Annotated in this window: 15 protein-coding genes; 14 read left to right on the top strand and 1 reads right to left on the bottom strand. The window is 70.9% G+C overall.

From position 1 onward, the window contains the following. Nucleotides 1-6 precede the first annotated feature (6 nt). The 14 genes from PSEMAI1_RS0117590 to PSEMAI1_RS0117530 all read left to right on the top strand — a co-directional run bounded on the left by PSEMAI1_RS0117590 (nucleotide 7) and on the right by PSEMAI1_RS0117530 (nucleotide 14,348). Nucleotides 7-567 carry a hypothetical protein gene (locus PSEMAI1_RS0117590; RefSeq protein WP_024304130.1) on the top strand — a complete coding sequence of 187 codons (561 nt, stop codon included), beginning with the start codon at nucleotides 7-9 and terminating at the stop codon, nucleotides 565-567. Further along, nucleotides 564-2,255 carry an AMP-binding protein gene (locus PSEMAI1_RS0117585; protein ID WP_024304129.1) on the top strand — a complete coding sequence of 564 codons (1,692 nt, stop codon included), beginning with the start codon at nucleotides 564-566 and terminating at the stop codon, nucleotides 2,253-2,255. Before PSEMAI1_RS0117590 ends, PSEMAI1_RS0117585 begins: the two co-directional genes overlap by 4 nt. Next, the gene (locus PSEMAI1_RS22070) at nucleotides 2,252-2,998 is read left to right on the top strand and encodes a glycosyltransferase family 2 protein (RefSeq protein WP_198019636.1); all 747 of its coding nucleotides are present in this window, start codon (nucleotides 2,252-2,254) and stop codon (nucleotides 2,996-2,998) included. The genes PSEMAI1_RS0117585 and PSEMAI1_RS22070 overlap by 4 nt, the downstream gene beginning before the upstream one ends. Continuing rightward, nucleotides 2,995-3,900, top strand: a complete 906-nt coding sequence (locus tag PSEMAI1_RS22065; RefSeq protein WP_198019635.1) for an acyltransferase — start codon at nucleotides 2,995-2,997, stop codon at nucleotides 3,898-3,900. The genes PSEMAI1_RS22070 and PSEMAI1_RS22065 overlap by 4 nt, the downstream gene beginning before the upstream one ends. A 45-nt stretch (nucleotides 3,901-3,945) precedes the next feature. Beyond that, nucleotides 3,946-5,499 carry a histidine ammonia-lyase gene (hutH, locus tag PSEMAI1_RS0117575; RefSeq protein ID WP_024304128.1) on the top strand — a complete coding sequence of 518 codons (1,554 nt, stop codon included), beginning with the start codon at nucleotides 3,946-3,948 and terminating at the stop codon, nucleotides 5,497-5,499. Continuing rightward, complete coding sequence (locus tag PSEMAI1_RS0117570; protein WP_024304127.1) at nucleotides 5,496-5,927, top strand: thioesterase family protein; 432 nt, start codon at nucleotides 5,496-5,498, stop codon at nucleotides 5,925-5,927. The genes hutH and PSEMAI1_RS0117570 overlap by 4 nt, the downstream gene beginning before the upstream one ends. Next, entirely contained in the window at nucleotides 5,924-6,535 is a 612-nt protein-coding gene (locus PSEMAI1_RS0117565) for an outer membrane lipoprotein carrier protein LolA (protein ID WP_084612724.1), read from the top strand. Before PSEMAI1_RS0117570 ends, PSEMAI1_RS0117565 begins: the two co-directional genes overlap by 4 nt. Beyond that, nucleotides 6,535-8,898: an MMPL family transporter gene (locus PSEMAI1_RS0117560; protein WP_024304125.1), complete on the top strand. Its 2,364-nt coding sequence runs from the start codon at nucleotides 6,535-6,537 to the stop codon at nucleotides 8,896-8,898. The genes PSEMAI1_RS0117565 and PSEMAI1_RS0117560 overlap by 1 nt, the downstream gene beginning before the upstream one ends. Beyond that, nucleotides 8,895-9,449 carry a DUF3261 domain-containing protein gene (locus PSEMAI1_RS0117555; protein WP_024304124.1) on the top strand — a complete coding sequence of 185 codons (555 nt, stop codon included), beginning with the start codon at nucleotides 8,895-8,897 and terminating at the stop codon, nucleotides 9,447-9,449. The genes PSEMAI1_RS0117560 and PSEMAI1_RS0117555 overlap by 4 nt, the downstream gene beginning before the upstream one ends. Further along, entirely contained in the window at nucleotides 9,446-10,627 is a 1,182-nt protein-coding gene (locus tag PSEMAI1_RS0117550; protein WP_024304123.1) for a beta-ketoacyl-[acyl-carrier-protein] synthase family protein, read from the top strand. The genes PSEMAI1_RS0117555 and PSEMAI1_RS0117550 overlap by 4 nt, the downstream gene beginning before the upstream one ends. Before the next feature lie 13 nt (nucleotides 10,628-10,640). Further along, nucleotides 10,641-11,105, top strand: coding sequence for a hotdog family protein (locus tag PSEMAI1_RS0117545; RefSeq protein WP_029770803.1), 465 nt, complete (start codon nucleotides 10,641-10,643; stop codon nucleotides 11,103-11,105). Further along, nucleotides 11,102-11,827: a 3-ketoacyl-ACP reductase FabG2 gene (locus tag PSEMAI1_RS0117540; RefSeq protein ID WP_024304121.1), complete on the top strand. Its 726-nt coding sequence runs from the start codon at nucleotides 11,102-11,104 to the stop codon at nucleotides 11,825-11,827. Before PSEMAI1_RS0117545 ends, PSEMAI1_RS0117540 begins: the two co-directional genes overlap by 4 nt. After that, on the top strand, nucleotides 11,827-13,047 hold the full coding sequence (locus PSEMAI1_RS0117535; RefSeq protein ID WP_024304120.1) for a beta-ketoacyl-ACP synthase: 1,221 nt from the start codon (nucleotides 11,827-11,829) through the stop codon (nucleotides 13,045-13,047). Before PSEMAI1_RS0117540 ends, PSEMAI1_RS0117535 begins: the two co-directional genes overlap by 1 nt. A gap of 83 nt (nucleotides 13,048-13,130) precedes the next feature. Further along, the gene (locus tag PSEMAI1_RS0117530) at nucleotides 13,131-14,348 is read left to right on the top strand and encodes a beta-ketoacyl synthase N-terminal-like domain-containing protein (protein WP_024304119.1); all 1,218 of its coding nucleotides are present in this window, start codon (nucleotides 13,131-13,133) and stop codon (nucleotides 14,346-14,348) included. A gap of 70 nt (nucleotides 14,349-14,418) precedes the next feature. On the opposite strand, the gene PSEMAI1_RS0117525 is transcribed toward PSEMAI1_RS0117530, so the two are convergent. Next, complete coding sequence (locus tag PSEMAI1_RS0117525) at nucleotides 14,419-14,853, bottom strand: hypothetical protein (RefSeq protein ID WP_024304118.1); 435 nt, start codon at nucleotides 14,851-14,853, stop codon at nucleotides 14,419-14,421. Between the last annotated feature and the right edge of the window lie 148 nt (nucleotides 14,854-15,001).

The following is a 15,001-nucleotide window of genomic DNA, read 5'->3' as shown; positions in this document are numbered from 1 at the left end:
TCGCGCATGAAGCGTCTGCTCGCCCTGCTGGGCGCCCTGGCCTATCCGCTGGCGGTGTTCCTGGCGCTGAAATACTTCGAGCCCCGCCTGGTCGGGGCCTCGTTGTTGTTGGTGCTGCTGCTGCGCTACCGGCGCCAGAGCCGCGCGCTGTGGCAGGGCTTCGCCGGGGTGCAGCGGCTGCGCCTGCTCGGCCTGATCGCGCTGTCGGCGGCGGTCACGCTGTCCGGCAGCGCCATGCTGCTGCGGCTGATGCCGGCGCTGATCAGCCTGTCGATGCTGCTGGTGTTCGGTCATACGCTGATCCATCCCCCGAGCATGATCGAGCGTTTCGCGCGCCAGATCACCCCCGATCTGCCGCCGGCCGGCGTGGCCTACACCCGCAACGTCACCCGCGTCTGGTGCGGCTTCTTCGTGCTCAACGCCGCCGTCGCCGGCTACACCGCCTTGCCCGCCGGGCAGGCGTACTGGCTGCTGTACAACGGCCTGCTGTCCTATCTGGCGATGGGCGCGCTGTTCGCCGGCGAGTGGCTGTACCGCCGCTGGCGCCACCCGGAGTCGCGCCCATGAGCTTCCTCGCCCCGGAAACGCTGTTGGCCGAGGGCCGCGCCGCCGCTCACGTCGTCGCGCTGCGCGACGGTGTGCCGCTCGCCTGGGGCGAGTTTGCCGCCGCGGTCGCCGGCCTGGCGGCCACGCTGGTGCCCGGCCGCCGCTATGTATTGATCGCCGACGACGCCTGGCACTTCGCCGTCGGCCTGTTCGCCTGCTGGCATGCCGGCAGCGCGGTGGTGATCCCCAACAATGCCTTGCCGGCCACGCTGGCCGGCCTCGCCGGCGCCTTCGACGCCGTGCTGGACGACGCCGCCATCGCCGCCGCGCCGCCGCTGGCCGGGCGGCGCCTCGCCGCGCTCGATCCGGAACGCGCCGGCGTGCTGCTGTTCACCTCCGGCTCCACCGGCGAGCCCAAGCGCATCGCCAAGAGCCTGCGCCAGCTGTCGGCCGAGGTGGCGGTGCTGGAGCGCTGCTTTGGACACGAGATGGGGGAGGCGCCGGTGCTGGCCACGGTGCCGCACCACCATATCTACGGCCTGCTGTTCCGCCTGCTGTGGCCGCTGTCCGCCGGGCGGCCGTTCGAGGTGCTGCCGCGTTTCCTACCGGAGGCGCTGCTCGACGCCGCGCGCCGCCTGGGCCGCGTCAGCGTGGTGGCGAGCCCGGCGCAACTGTCGCGCCTGCCCGATCTGATCGACTTGGCCGACCTGGCGCCGCATGTCGTGCAGTGCTTCTCCTCCGGCGGCCCCCTGCCGCCGGCCACGGCCGCACGCTTCGCCGCTGAGGCCGGCGCGGCACCGCTCGAGGTGTTCGGCAGCACCGAGACCGGCGGCATCGCCTGGCGCCGCCAGCAGCACGGCAACGTGGTGTGGACGCCGTTTCCGGTGGTGCGTTGCACGCCGGCGGACGACGGCGCGCTCGCCGTGGCCTCGCCCTACCTGCCGGACGGCGCGCCGTGGCAGTCGTCCGACGCGGTGGAATTCCTGCCGGACGGCCGCTTCGTGCTCAAGGGCCGGCTCGACCGCGTGGTCAAGCTGGAAGAGAAGCGCCTGTCGTTGCCCGAGCAGGAGCAGAGGCTGGCCGAGCACCATTGGGTGGAGGCCGCCGCGCTGCTGGTACTGTCGGCGCGCCGCCAGACGCTGTGCGCGGTGCTGCAGCTGTCCGCCGCCGGACAGACCGCCCTGGCGACCGACGGCAAGCTGGCGCTGGGTCAGGCGCTGCGCGATCATCTGGCGCGCTGGTACGAGCCGGTGCTGCTGCCGCGGCGCTGGCGCGTGGTCGAGGCGCTGCCGCTGACCGAGCGCGGCAAGCTGGACCGCGCCGCGCTGACCGCGCTGTTCGAAAAGGAATCGACGATGAAACCGGATTTCATGCCGCCGCTCAGCCGGACCGAGGTCGACGGCGCCCGCGCCCGTTTCGACATTGCGCTGCTGGCCGAACTGGCCTGTTTCGACGGCCACTTCCCCGGCTTCCCGGTGCTGCCGGGCGTGGTGCAGATCCACTGGGCGCGCCGGCTGGCCGCCTTGCACCTGGGGGTGCAGGGTGAGTTTGCCGGCATGGAACAGATCAAGTTCGCCGACATCGTCGAGCCGCACGACGCGCTGACGCTGCAACTGGACTGGGATGCCGCCGCCGGCAAGCTCGCCTTCGCCTACGAGGTGGCCGGGCGCAAGGTGTCGTCCGGCCGCCTGACGCTACGCCAGCCATGAGCTTCTCCCCCTGCCTCGTCATCCCGTGCTACAACCACGGCCGCAGCATGGCGGCGGTGCTGGCGCGGCTTACGCCGTTCGGCCTGCCGGTATGGGTGGTGGACGACGGCAGCGACGCGGCGACGCGGCGCGAACTGGAACGGCTGGCCGCGGCCGAACCCCTGCTGCATTTGCATCGGCTGCCGGTCAACGGCGGCAAGGGCGCGGCGGTGATGCACGGCATGCGGCTGGCGCATCGGGCGGGCTTCAGCCACGCCTTGCAGGTGGACGCCGACGGCCAGCACGCGCTGGACGACGTGCCGCGCTTCCTGGCCCTGGCCCAAGCTCGCCCGGCGGCCGTCATCGCCGGCCAGCCGGTGTACGATGCCAGCGTGCCCAAGGCGCGGCTGTACGGCCGCTACCTGACCCACTTCTGGGTGTGGGTGGAGACGTTGTCGTTCGCCATCGGCGACTCGATGTGCGGCTTCCGCTGCTACCCGCTGGCCGCCACCGTGAGCCTGATCGAACGCGTGGCCATCCCGACGCGCATGGATTTCGACATCGAGATCATCGTGCGGCTGTACTGGGAGGGGCTGGAAGTCGTCAATCTGCCGACGCGGGTGACCTATCCGGCCGACGGCTTGTCTCACTTCGACGCGCTCGCCGACAACGTGCGCATCAGCAGGATGCACACCCGGCTGTTCTTCGCCATGTTGCCGCGCGCGCCCGCCCTGCTGCGGCGCCGGCTCAAGGGGGCGGCATGAGCCAGTGGAGCACCGCCGCCGAGCGCGGTTCGCTGCTCGGCATGAAGGCGCTGCTGTGGCTGTTCCGCCTGGCCGGCCCGGCCGTGGTGCGCTGGCTGCTGTACCCCATCGTCGGCTACTTCTTCCTGACCGGCCGCGCCGCGCGTGCCGCCTCGCGCGACTTCCTGCAGCGGGTGCGGGTAGCCAACCGCGACCCGCGCCCGGTGACGGCAGGCGAGGTCTACCGCCACCTGTACAGCTTTGCCGACGCGGCGCTGGACAAGATGGCGGCCTGGGCCGGCCGTCCCGGCGAGGTGAACGTGCCTGGCAGCGCGGCGCTGCAGGCGCTGGCGGCGGAGGGGCGGGGGGCGCTGCTGGTCGGCGCCCATCTCGGCAACCTGGAAATGTGCCGCGCGCTGGGCCACGCCGCCGGCGTGCGCAAGGTCAACGCCGTGGTCTATACCCGCCACGCCGCGCGTTTTGCCGGTCTGCTGGCGGCGGCCAGCGGCGATTACGGCGTCAACCTGCTCCACGTGCCGGACATGGGGGTGGATACCGCCATCCTGCTCAAGGACAAGATCGACAACGGCGAATGGGTGGTGATCGTCGGCGACCGCACCCCGGCCAGCGACAACGGCCGCGTGCAGCGGGCAGCGTTTCTCGGCAGCCCGGCGCCGTTCGCCGAAGGGCCGTGGATCCTGGCGAGCCTCTTGGAGTGCCCGGTCTACCTGCTGTTCTGCCTGAAGGAAGACGGGCGCTACCGCATCGAGCTGGAGCCGTTCGCCGAGCGCATCGCGCTGCCGCGCAAGACCCGGCGCGAGGCGCTGGGGGCGGTGATCGCCCGCTATGCCGTGCGGCTGGAGCATCACGCGCGCCGCGTGCCGCTGCAGTGGTTCAATTTTTACGATTTCTGGCGCGCCTGAGGCGCGGGCCCGTCGTCGGACGGCGGGCCGCAAGGGACGAGACACATGAGCGAATACAAGCAAGCACTGAGCATCGGCAGCGGCCGCCTGTCCATCGAGGACGTGTGCCGCGTGGCGCGCGCCGGCCAGGGCGTGGCGTTGGCCGACGGCGACTTTCCGGCCCGCATCGAGCGCGGTGCCGCATTTCTCGCCGGCCTGCTGGCGGACGGCGGGGAGGTGTACGGCGTCAACACCGGCTACGGCGACAACTGCACGGTCAGCATCCCGCCGGCGCTGGTGGCCGAATTGCCGCTGCACCTGACGCGCTACCACGGCTGCGGCCTGGGCGACTACCTCGACGAGGCCGCCACCCGCGCGGTGCTGGCGGCGCGCCTCAACTCGCTGGCGCAGGGCGTGTCCGGGGTGCGCTGGGTGCTGCTGCAGAGCCTGGCCGACCTGCTCAACCACGGCGTGCTGCCGCTGATCCCGGCCGAGGGCTCGGTCGGCGCCAGCGGAGACCTCACGCCGCTGTCCTACGTGGCCGGCGTGCTGTGCGGCGAGCGCGAGGTGCGCTACCACGGCGAGATCCGCCCGGCCGCCGCGGTGCTGGCCGAACTGGGCATCGCCCCGCTCCGCCTCGCTCCCAAGGAAGGGCTGGCGCTGATGAACGGCACCGCGGTGATGACCGGGCTCGCCTGCCTCGCCTTCGAACGCGCCGAGTACCTGACGCGGCTGACCGCGCGGCTCACCGCGCTGGCCTGCCTCGCGCTCAAGGGCAACCGCGGCCACTTCGACCCGGCGCTGTTCGCGGTCAAGCCGCACGAGGGCCAGAACCAGATCGCGGCGTGGATCTACGCCGATCTCGATGATGGTGACAAGGGCGGCGCGGCGCGCGAGCAGATCCGCCTGCAGGATCGCTACTCGATCCGCTGCGCGCCGCACGTGATCGGCGTGCTGCGCGACGCGCTGCCGTGGCTGCGCCGCGACATCGAGAACGAACTGAACAGCGCCAACGACAATCCGATCATCGACCCGGAGCTGGAGCGCGTGCTGCACGGCGGCCACTTTTACGGCGGCCACATCGCCTTCGCTATGGACGGCATGAAGAACGCCGTGGCCAACCTGGCAGACCTGATGGACCGCCAGCTGGCGCTGTTGGTCGACACCCGCTACAACCACGGCCTGCCGCAGAACCTGTCCGGCTCCAGCGGCGAGCGCGCCGCCATCAACCACGGCTTCAAGGCGGTGCAGATTACCGCCTCGGCCTGCACCGCCGAGGCGCTCAAGCTGACCATGCCGGCCTCGGTGTTCTCGCGCTCGACCGAGTGCCACAACCAGGACAAGGTCAGCATGGGCACCATCGCCGCGCGCGACGCCCTGCGCGTGCTGCAGCTGACCGAGCAGGTCGCCGCCTGCCTGACCCTGGCGGTGGTGCAGGGGGTGCGGCTGCGCGAGGAGGCCGGCGAACTCGACCTAGCCGCGCTGCCTGCCGCGGTGCAGGGCTTTGTCGCCGACGTGGCGGAGCGGTCGGCCTTCCTCGCCGAAGACCGCCGCCAGGACGGCGAACTGCGCGCGTTGATCGAGCGCATCCAGCGGCAGGCCTGGGAGCTGTACCCATGAGCGCCCTGCCGCTGCCGTTCGCCGAGGTGACGCTGGACATCCCGTTCCACGACGTCGACGTGATGCACGTGGCCTGGCACGGCCACTACCTGAAGTACTTCGAGCTGGCGCGCACCGCGCTGCTGCGCCAAATCGGCTACGACTACCCGGAGATGAAGGCCTCCGGCTACGCCTGGCCGGTGACCGAGTGCCACCTCAAGTACGTGCGCCCGGCGCGTTACGGCCAGCAGGTGATCGCCCGCGCCGAAATCGTCGAGTACGAAAACCGCCTGAAGATCGCCTACCGCCTGCGCGACGCCGCCACCGGCGACAAGCTGACCCAGGGCCATACCGTGCAGGTGGCGCTGAAGATCGCCGACGACATGGCACTGCAGTTCGTCACCCCGGCGGTGCTGTGGCACAAGCTGGGCCGGGAGTACCAGGAATGAACAGGAAACCCTTCGCGCTATTGCTGACGCTGCTGCTGGCCTTGCCGGCGCACGCCGCCGAGCTGCTGGACCAGGTGGCGCAGCGTCTCTCCGCCAACAGCGTGCTGCACGCCGACTTCGCCCAGACGCGGCAGATGGCGGCGCTGAAGAAGCCGCTGCAGCTCTCCGGCCGCATGGCGTTCTCGCGCGAGGCCGGCGTGGTGTGGCAGATCGCCAAGCCCTACAGCCTGACCTACGCCATGACCGCCAGGGGCGTGACCGAGATCCTGCCGGACGGCAGCCGCCGCGAGCGCGCCGCACGCGATGTGCCGGGCATCGGCTCGGTGGACGGCCTGTTCCGCGGCCTGGTGTCCGGCGACAAGGCGCTGCTGCAGCAGCACTTCGTCGTGGCGGCGCAGGGCAGCCCCCAGGCGTGGACGCTGCAGCTGACCCCCAAGGCCGGGCCGTTGCAAAAGGCGATCCGCAGCGCGGAGCTGGCCGGCGGCGCGCAGCTGGAGCGGGTGACGCTGCAAGAAACCGGCGGCGACAGCACGGTAATCCGCTTCTCGGGCATCGACACCGCCCGCCCGCTGGCGGCGGACGAGCAGAAGCTCCTGGGTAGCCGCTGATGCGCTGGCGTTTCGTGCTGTGGCTCGCGCTGATGCTGGTCTGCCTCGGCTACCTGCTGCCCAGGCTGTCCGGCCCGTCGCCGGTACAGACCAACGTGCTGGCGATGCTGCCGGACGACGCGCGCCAGCCGGCGGTGGAGCGCGCGCTGGAGCAGCTGTCGGCGCGTGCCGGCGAGCGGCTGGTGCTGATGGTCGGCCACCGCGACGCGGCCACGGCGGATAAGCTGGCGGGCGAGCTGGAAGGCGCGCTGCGGTACGAAAGCCGGTTGCGCGAGGTGCAGGGCCGCGTCGGCGAGGTGGACCCGGCGCGATTGTTGCGTCCCTACGCCGACTACCGCTTCGGCCTGCTCTCCGCCACCGACCGCGCCGGCCTCGCGGCCGATCCCGAAGCCTACCTGCAGGGCCAGCTGGCGCGCCGCCTGTCCATGCCGGGGCAGGGCGGCTGGACGCTGCCGCTGGCGGACGACCCCTTCGGCCTGTTCGGCAACGTGCTGGCGGCATTGCCGCTGGCCTCGTCGCTGCTGGGAGTGAGCAACGGCTGGCTCTCCACCGAGCGCGGCGGCCTGCACTGGCGCCTGCTGTCGGCCCGGCTCGCCAATAGCGCCTACGAACCGGCCACGCAGCAGGCGGTGGCGGCGCTGGTGGCGGCCGAGCGGCAACGCATCCAGGCGGCCGGCGGCCGCCTGGCCGCCACCGGGGCGGTGCTGTTCGCTAGCGAGGCGCGCAGCAGCGCCGAGGCCGAAGTCAACCTGATCGGCACGGTGTCGATGATCGCCGTCATCATGCTGATGCTCGGCACCTTCCGCACGCTGCGCCACCTCGTGCTGTCCGGCATGGTGATCGCGGCCGGCACCGTGGTGGCGGTGGCGGCCACGCTGGCGCTGTACGGCCAGCTGCACCTGATGACGCTGGTGTTGGGCGCCAGCCTGATCGGCGTCGCCATCGACTACTCCACCCACCTGTTCGTCAACCAGCTGCACGACGGCAAGGACTGGGATGTGCGCCGCGCGCTGGCGGCGATCCACCCCGGCATCCGCATGGGCCTCGTCACCACGCTGCTGGGTTACGGCGCGCTGGCGGTGCTGCCGTTTCCCGGCCTGCGTCAGATCGCGTTCTTCTCCAGCGCCGGCCTGATCGGCGCCTACCTCACCGTGCTGTGGTGCGTGCCGCCGTTCGCGCGGAAGCCGGCGCCGGCCTCGGCCGCCGCCATCCTGGCGCCGACCACGCGGCTGTTCGATGCATATGGCCGCCTGCTGGCCGGCCGCCGCCTGCCGTGGCTGCTCGCCGTGCTGGCGCTGCTGACCCTGCCGGGACTGACGCGGCTGACGGCCGACGACGACATCCACCAGCTGATCCGTCCGTCGCCGGCCCTGCTCGCCGACGAAACGCTGATCCGCGAGCTGACCGGCCAGGGCAACAGCCGGCAGTTCTTCCTGCTGGAGGCAGGCAGCGAAGCGGCCTTGCTGCGGCTGGGGCGGCAGCTCGACGGCCGGCTCGACGCGCTCAAGGCACGCGGCGAGATCAGCGGCTACCAGTCGCTGTCCGCGCTGCTGCCGCCGCCGGAGCTGCAGCGTGCCGACCACGCCTTGCAGCGCGTGATGTTGACCAAGATCGGCTGTCCGCTGCTGGCGGATGCCGGCCTGCGTGATGAATTGATCGATCAATACCTGGCCGCTGCCGCCCGCCAGGCGCCGCTGCTGGATGCCCAGAGGTTGCTGGCGATGCCGTTGGCAGCCCCGTTGCGCCACCTGTGGCTGGGCGAGCACGGCGGCGTTTGGCGCATGGCGGTGATGCCGGGCGATTTCCGTGCGCTGCCGGTGCTGCGGCAGGCCGCCGACGGCTTGCCCGGCGTCACGCTGGTGGACAAGGCCGCCAGCGTGTCGGCGCTGTTCAAGCTGTTCCGCCAGTCGGCCAGCCTGATGTTCGCGGTCTCGCTGGCCGCCATCGTGCTGTTGATGTTGCGCCGCTACGGCTGGCGCCGTGCGCTGCTGGTGGCGGCGCCGGTCACGCTGTCGGTGCTGTTCACGCTGGGCGTGTTGGGCTGGCTGGGCGTGGCGCTCAACCTGTTCGTGGTGCTGGGCTTCCTGATGGTGCTGGGAGTGGGGGTGGACTACGCCATCTTCGTCGAAGAAGGGCAGCATCACCACCACCGCGCCGCGCTGCTGGCGATCCTGCTGTCGGCGATTTCCACGCTGCTGTCGTTCGGCCTGTTGGCGCTCTCCGCTACGCCGGCGGTCAGCAGCTTCGGCCTGACTCAGCTGATCGGCGTCGGCTTCGCAGTGCTGCTGGCGCCGATGGTCGGACTGGTTGGCCGGCGGGCGAGCGACCCGCTGGCCAAACGCGCGCAGGCGATGACGGCATGAGGCGCCGACTCTTCGCGCTGTGCCTGCTGCCGTGGCTGGCAGCCTGTAGTAGGCTGCCCTCTCCGTGCCCGAGCCTGCCGCAGGCGCCGCGCTACTGCCTGCGGCCGCCGCAGCCCTTGACCGAGCAGAGCCAACTGGTCACGGTGGACGGCCGCGGCCTGCACGAGCTGTCGCTGCTGCGCCTCGAAGGCGACGCATCCCGCCTGGCGCTGGCGGCCTTGTCGCCGCTGGGCCAGCCTCTGCTGGCGGCCGCCTGGGACGGCAAGGCGGTGACGGGCCACTCGCCGTTCGGCCCGCGCGTCACCGGCCAGGCCGCGGCGATGCTGGCGCTGGCACAATGGCTGAACCTGCCGGAAGCCGAGGTGCTGAAGGGCTTCGGCCGCGCCGCCGTGTGGTGGCGCCACGATGCCGACGGCAGCCGGGCGCTGATGCACCAGGGCGATACCCTGATGACCGAGGCGCCGCAGGGCGACGGCCGCGCCGTGCGCCTGCCGACCCTGGGGCTGCGGCTGGACATCCGCGAGCTGAGCGACGATACGGAGGCCAAGTGAAGGTCTATCTCAACGATCTGGCGATGATCAATGCGCTGGGCAGCGACCTGGCGACGATACGGGAGCGGCTGTTCGCCGGCGCTGGCGACGGCATGGTGCGCGAGGCCGGCTGGTTGGTGGGCGGCGGCGAGGCGCTGGTCGGCCGCGTACAGGCGACGCTGCCGGACATCCCGCCGGCCCTGGCGCGCTACGCCAGCCGCAACAACCGCCTGCTGCTGGCGGCGCTGGCGCCGTTGCGGCCGGCGCTGGACGCGATGATCGCCCGCTACGGCAAGCCGCGCATCGCCATCGTGCTGGGTACCAGCACCTCCGGCATCGAGGAAACCGAAAAGGCGGTGGCGGCCGAGGCCCAGGGCCGGCCGCGCCCGGCGAGCTACCACTACGCGCAGCAGGAGATGGGCAGCCCGGCCGAGTTCCTCGCCCGCTACCTCGACCTGCCCGGCATCGCCTACGTGGTGTCCACCGCCTGCACCTCCAGTGCAAAGGCGCTGGTGGCGGCGCAGCGCCTGCTGGCGCAGGGACTGTGCGACGCGGTGATCGCCGGCGGCGTGGACAGCCTGTGCCGGCTGACGCTGAACGGTTTCGCCGCGCTGGAGTCGGTCAGCCCCGAGCGCTGCAACCCGATGAGCGCCAATCGCCGCGGCATCAACATCGGCGAAGCGGCCGCCCTGTTCCTGCTCAGCCGCGACGCCGGGCCGGTGGTGCTGCTGGGCTGCGGCGAATCGAGCGACGCCTGGCACATGTCGGCGCCGCACCCGGAAGGCGTCGGCGCCGAAGCCGCGATGCGCCAGGCGCTGGCGCAGGCCGGCGTCGCACCGGAGCAGGTGGGCTACGTCAACCTGCACGGCACCGCCACGCCGAAGAACGACGAGATGGAAAGCCTGGCGATGCAACGGGTGTTTCCGCAGGGCGTGCCGGCCAGTTCCACCAAGCCGCTGGTGGGCCACACCCTGGGCGCGGCCGGTGCCACCGAGGCCGGGTTCGCCTGGTTGACGCTGACCGACCCTGGGCGTCGCCTGCCGCCGCACCGCTGGGACGGCGTGGCCGACCCGGCGCTGCCCCCGCTGGCACTGGTCCGCCCGGGCGACACACTCGATCCGGCGCGGCCGTTCCTGATGAGCAATTCCTACGCTTTCGGCGGCAGCAACGTGTCGCTGCTGCTGGGCGCGGAAACGTAAAAAAAGTGAAGCCATGACAATGACTTTCCCGGCGATTGCCGATATCCTCCCGCACCGGGCCGGCATGCTGTTGCTCGACGCCGTCACCGCGCACGACGCAGCCGGCGTCGCCGCCTGTGCCACGCCGCGCGCTGATGCCTGGTACGCCGACGAAGGCGGCGCCATGCCCGGCTACCTCGGCATCGAGCTGATGGCGCAGGCCGTGGCGGCCTGGGTCGGCCTCACCGCCCGCGCCGCCGGGAAGCCCGTCAAGCAAGGCGTGCTGCTGGGCACGCGCCGCTACCATGGCCATGCCCCACGCTTCGCCGCCGGCCAGCCGCTGACGGTGACGGCGAGCCCGGTGTACCGCGACGAGTCCGGCATGGGCTCGTTCGCCTGCGCCGTGCACGCCGGCGAGCGCCTGCTGGCCGAGGCCACGATCAACGTCTACGAGCCGGAAGACTTCGCCGTCTTCCTGCAAGGGAGAAACAAGCAGTGAGCAAGAGGATTCTCGTCACCGGCTCCAGCCGAGGCATCGGCCGTGCCATCGCGCTGAAGTTGGCCGAAGACGGCTTCGACCTCGCCGTGCACTGTCGCAGCCGCCGCGACGAGGGCGAAGCGGTGGCCGCCGCTGTTCGCGCTATGGGCAGGGCCGTCACCCTGCTGCAGTTCGACGTCAACGACCGCGCCGCCGCCCGCGCCGCGATCGAGGCCGACATCGAGGCCCACGGTCCGTTCTGGGGCGTGGTGCTCAACGCCGGCGTCACGCGCGACAACGCCTTCCCGGCGCTGGAAGGCGAGGACTGGGACGTGGTGGTCGACACCGCGCTGTCCGGCTTCTACAACGTGATCCACCCGCTGACCATGCCGATGGTGCGGGCGCGCCAGGGCGGGCGCATCGTCACCTTGTCGTCGGTGTCCGGCGTGATGGGCAACCGCGGCCAGGTCAACTACAGCGCCGCCAAGGCCGGGCTGATCGGCGCCACCAAGGCGCTGGCGGTGGAACTGGCCAGCCGCAAGATCACCGTCAACTGCGTGGCGCCGGGGCTGATCGCCACCGAGATGCTGGACGAACTGCCATTGGACGAGGCGCTGAAGCTGGTGCCGATGAACCGCGTCGGCCAGCCGGAAGAAGTCGCCGCGCTGGTGGCCTTCCTGATGTCCGACGGCGCCGCCTACATCACGCGCCAGGTGATCGGCGTCAACGGGGGCATCATCTGATGCGTCGCGTGGTGATCACCGGCATGGCCGGCATCAGCAGCCTGGGGCACGACTGGGCGAGCATCGCGGCCAACTTGCACGCCGGCCGCAACGGGGTGCGCGTGATGCCGGAGTGGGACGATTTCGTCGACCTCAACACCCGCCTGGGCGCGCCGGTGGACGACTTCGCGTTACCGCCGCACTACCCGCGCAAGGTGGCACGGGCGATGGGCCGCGTGGCGCAGATGGCGGTGCGTGCCAGCGAAGTGGCGCTGGCCGACGCCGGCCTGCTCGGCGACGACAGCATCAAGGACGGCCGCATGGGCGTGGCCTACGGCTCCTCGTCCGGCAGCGTCGCGCCGATCTGCGCCTTCGGCCAGATGCTGTCCACCGGTTCGATGGCCGGCGTCACCTCCACCAGCTACATCCAGATGATGAGCCATACCGCGGCGGTCAACATCGGTCTCTACTTCGGTCTGACCGGGAGGGTGATCCCGACCGCCAGCGCCTGCACCTCGGGCAGCCAGGCGCTGGGCTACGCCTACGAGGCGATCCGCTACGGCCGCCTCGACCTGATGCTGGCCGGCGGTGCCGAGGAGTTGTCGGCCGGCAGCGCGGCGGTGTTCGACACGCTGTACGCCACCAGCCAGCGCAACGACAGCCCCACGCTGACGCCGCGCCCGTTCGACCGCGACCGCGACGGCCTAGTGGTGGGCGAGGGCGCCTGTACCCTGGTGCTGGAAGAGCGCGAGCATGCGCTGGCGCGCGGCGCGACGATCTACGCCGAGATCGTCGGCTTCGGCACCAACTCCGACGGTGTGCACGTCACCCAGCCCGAGGCACCGACCATGGCCCAGGCGATGCGGCTGGCGCTCGTCGACGCCGGCCTGCCGGCCGCCGCCATCGGCTACGTCAACGCCCACGGCACCGCCACCGCGCGCGGCGACGTCGCCGAAACCCAAGCCACCGCCGAGGTGCTGGGGCGGGTGCCGATCAGCTCGCTGAAGAGCTACTTCGGCCACACCCTGGGTGCCTGCGGCGCGCTGGAAGTGTGGCAGACGGTGGAAATGATGCGTGCGGGCTGGTTCGCGCCGACGCTCAACCTCGACCACGTCGACCCCGAGTGCGGCGAGCTGGACTACCTGACCGGCGCCGGGCGTGCCATCGACACCGACTACGCCATGAGCAACAACTTCGCCTTCGGCGGGATCAACACCTCGCTGATCCTGCGCCGGGCCTGAGCAATCCATAAGGAGAACAACGATGAAAACCTGGAAATCCCTGTTGTTGGCGGCCAAGCTGGGCGAATAAGCGGAGACAGCGCGTGCGCAGGGTCGTCGTCACCGGCATCGGCATGGTCAGCTGCATCGGGCACGAGGCGGCCACGGTGACGCATGCCTTGCGCACCGGCCGCAGCGGCGTGAGCCATCGGCCCGAGTTCGCCCAGGCCGGCATGGCGAGCCAGGTGGCGGGCGTGCCCGACATCGCCCGGCTGCCGCTGCCGCCGCGCAAGCTGCGCCGCTTCATGTCCGACGCCGCGCTGTACGGCTGGCAGGCCGCGCGTCAGGCGCTGGACGATGCGGCCCTGCCGGCGCACCGGCTGAGCCACCCGCGCACCGGGCTGATCGTGGGCTCGGGCGTCGGCTCGACGGCGCTGGTGGTGGAGGCCCACGCGCTGCACGCCGACAAGGGCATGGCCAAGGTGCCGCCTTATACCGTGCCTCAGGTGATGGGCAGCACCGTGTCGGCCAACCTGGCGGCGGCGTTCGCCATCCAGGGGGTGAGCTACGGCCTGACCTCGGCCTGCGCCACCTCGGCGCACTGTCTCGGCCACGCCTGCGAGCTGATCCAGTTTGGCAAGCAGGACGTGATGATCGCCGGCGGTGCCGAGGAGGTCGGCTGGCACTCCGCCATGCTGTTCGACGCCATGGGGGTGCTCGCTCCCGGTGGCAACGATCACCCCGCGCATGCCTCGCGTCCCTACGATCGTTCCCGTAACGGCTTCGTCATCGCCGGCGGGGCGGGCGTGCTGGTATTGGAGGAGCTCGAACATGCGCTGGCCCGCGGCGCGCCGATCTACGCCGAACTGGCCGGCTATGGCGCCACCTGTGACGGCGACAGCATGGTCAACCCCAGCGGCGACGGCGCCCTGCGCGCGATGCGCCTGGCCCTGGGCGAGAGGCCCCGGCACGAGGTGGATTACGTCAACACCCACGCCACCGGCACCGAACGCGGCGACCTGGTCGAGGTCGAGGCGCTGTGCCGGCTGTTCGACGGCACGCCGCCGGCGTTCTCCTCGACCAAGGCGCTCACCGGCCACGCCATCGGCGCTGCCGGTGCGCTGGAGGCGGCGTTCTCGCTGCTGATGCTGCGCCACGGCTTCATCGCGCCGTCGGCCAACATCGCCACCCCCGACCCGGCGCTTGCCGGCCTGCCGCTGGTCACCGCCCTGTGCGAACGGCCTCTGTCCAGCGTGCTGTGCAACAGCTTCGGCTTCGGCGGCACCAACGCCTCGCTGCTGTTCTCCACGCGGCACCTGTAACCGGGTCCTCGCCGTCAATCAAAGCAAAAGGCCCGCCGAAGCGAGCCCTGTTGTCGCAGGGGACGCGGCATCAACGCGTCTTGATCACCTGCGCCTTGAACGCCACCCCGGCCATCAGGAAACCGCTGCCGCACATGTACTCCTTGTCGCTGCTGATCTCCTCCTGCTTGTAGAAGCTGCGGATGTTGATCACGGCGTTGCCCCCCTCCTTGCGCGCGCGCTCCTGGAACTCCAGCGCGGCGGACAGGAAGGCCCACTCGCACGCGGTCTTGGCATCCTTGTTGAAGGCGTTGGTCTTCTTGTTGGCGACCCACTCGCCCAGCACCTTGCCCTTGGGGTGTTTCTGGTCGCCGAAGTAGAGCTTGATCTCCGGGTCGAGCTTCTGCTGGGCCTCGGCGCTGTTCAATGCCTCCTCGATCGGGAACATCTTGCGGTCGTCGGTGGCGTGGGCGGCCTGAGCGAGGCCGAGAGCCAACATCAGGGCGCCGGCGAACGGTTTTTTCATCACGATTCATTACCTCTTTGAGTTATAAAACTCCGTCGTCATCGTGCGATTGTAAGCCGGGCTATAGCGGCTGTCATGGCCGTGGATTGTGATGGGGCTGGGGCAAGGAGGGGAAAGCAAAAAGGGCCAGCGAATATGTTTCGCTAAC

The sequence above is a fragment of the Pseudogulbenkiania sp. MAI-1 genome (assembly GCF_000527175.1).
In the GTDB taxonomy this organism is placed as follows: Bacteria; Pseudomonadota; Gammaproteobacteria; order Burkholderiales; family Chromobacteriaceae; genus Pseudogulbenkiania.
This window is presented reverse-complemented; position numbering and strand designations above follow the sequence as displayed.

What these genes read in the sequence shown, in the direction of transcription:
- PSEMAI1_RS0117590 (WP_024304130.1), top strand. Translation starts at nt 7, where the DNA reads ATGAAGCGTCTGCTCGCCCTGCTGGGCGCCCTGGCCTATCCGCTGGCG.
- PSEMAI1_RS0117585 (WP_024304129.1), top strand. Translation starts at nt 564, where the DNA reads ATGAGCTTCCTCGCCCCGGAAACGCTGTTGGCCGAGGGCCGCGCCGCC.
- PSEMAI1_RS22070 (WP_198019636.1), top strand. Translation starts at nt 2,252, where the DNA reads ATGAGCTTCTCCCCCTGCCTCGTCATCCCGTGCTACAACCACGGCCGC.
- PSEMAI1_RS22065 (WP_198019635.1), top strand. Translation starts at nt 2,995, where the DNA reads ATGAGCCAGTGGAGCACCGCCGCCGAGCGCGGTTCGCTGCTCGGCATG.
- hutH (WP_024304128.1), top strand. Translation starts at nt 3,946, where the DNA reads ATGAGCGAATACAAGCAAGCACTGAGCATCGGCAGCGGCCGCCTGTCC.
- PSEMAI1_RS0117570 (WP_024304127.1), top strand. Translation starts at nt 5,496, where the DNA reads ATGAGCGCCCTGCCGCTGCCGTTCGCCGAGGTGACGCTGGACATCCCG.
- PSEMAI1_RS0117565 (WP_084612724.1), top strand. Translation starts at nt 5,924, where the DNA reads ATGAACAGGAAACCCTTCGCGCTATTGCTGACGCTGCTGCTGGCCTTG.
- PSEMAI1_RS0117560 (WP_024304125.1), top strand. Translation starts at nt 6,535, where the DNA reads ATGCGCTGGCGTTTCGTGCTGTGGCTCGCGCTGATGCTGGTCTGCCTC.
- PSEMAI1_RS0117555 (WP_024304124.1), top strand. Translation starts at nt 8,895, where the DNA reads ATGAGGCGCCGACTCTTCGCGCTGTGCCTGCTGCCGTGGCTGGCAGCC.
- PSEMAI1_RS0117545 (WP_029770803.1), top strand. Translation starts at nt 10,641, where the DNA reads ATGACAATGACTTTCCCGGCGATTGCCGATATCCTCCCGCACCGGGCC.
- PSEMAI1_RS0117535 (WP_024304120.1), top strand. Translation starts at nt 11,827, where the DNA reads ATGCGTCGCGTGGTGATCACCGGCATGGCCGGCATCAGCAGCCTGGGG.
- PSEMAI1_RS0117525 (WP_024304118.1), bottom strand. Translation starts at nt 14,853, where the DNA reads ATGAAAAAACCGTTCGCCGGCGCCCTGATGTTGGCTCTCGGCCTCGCT.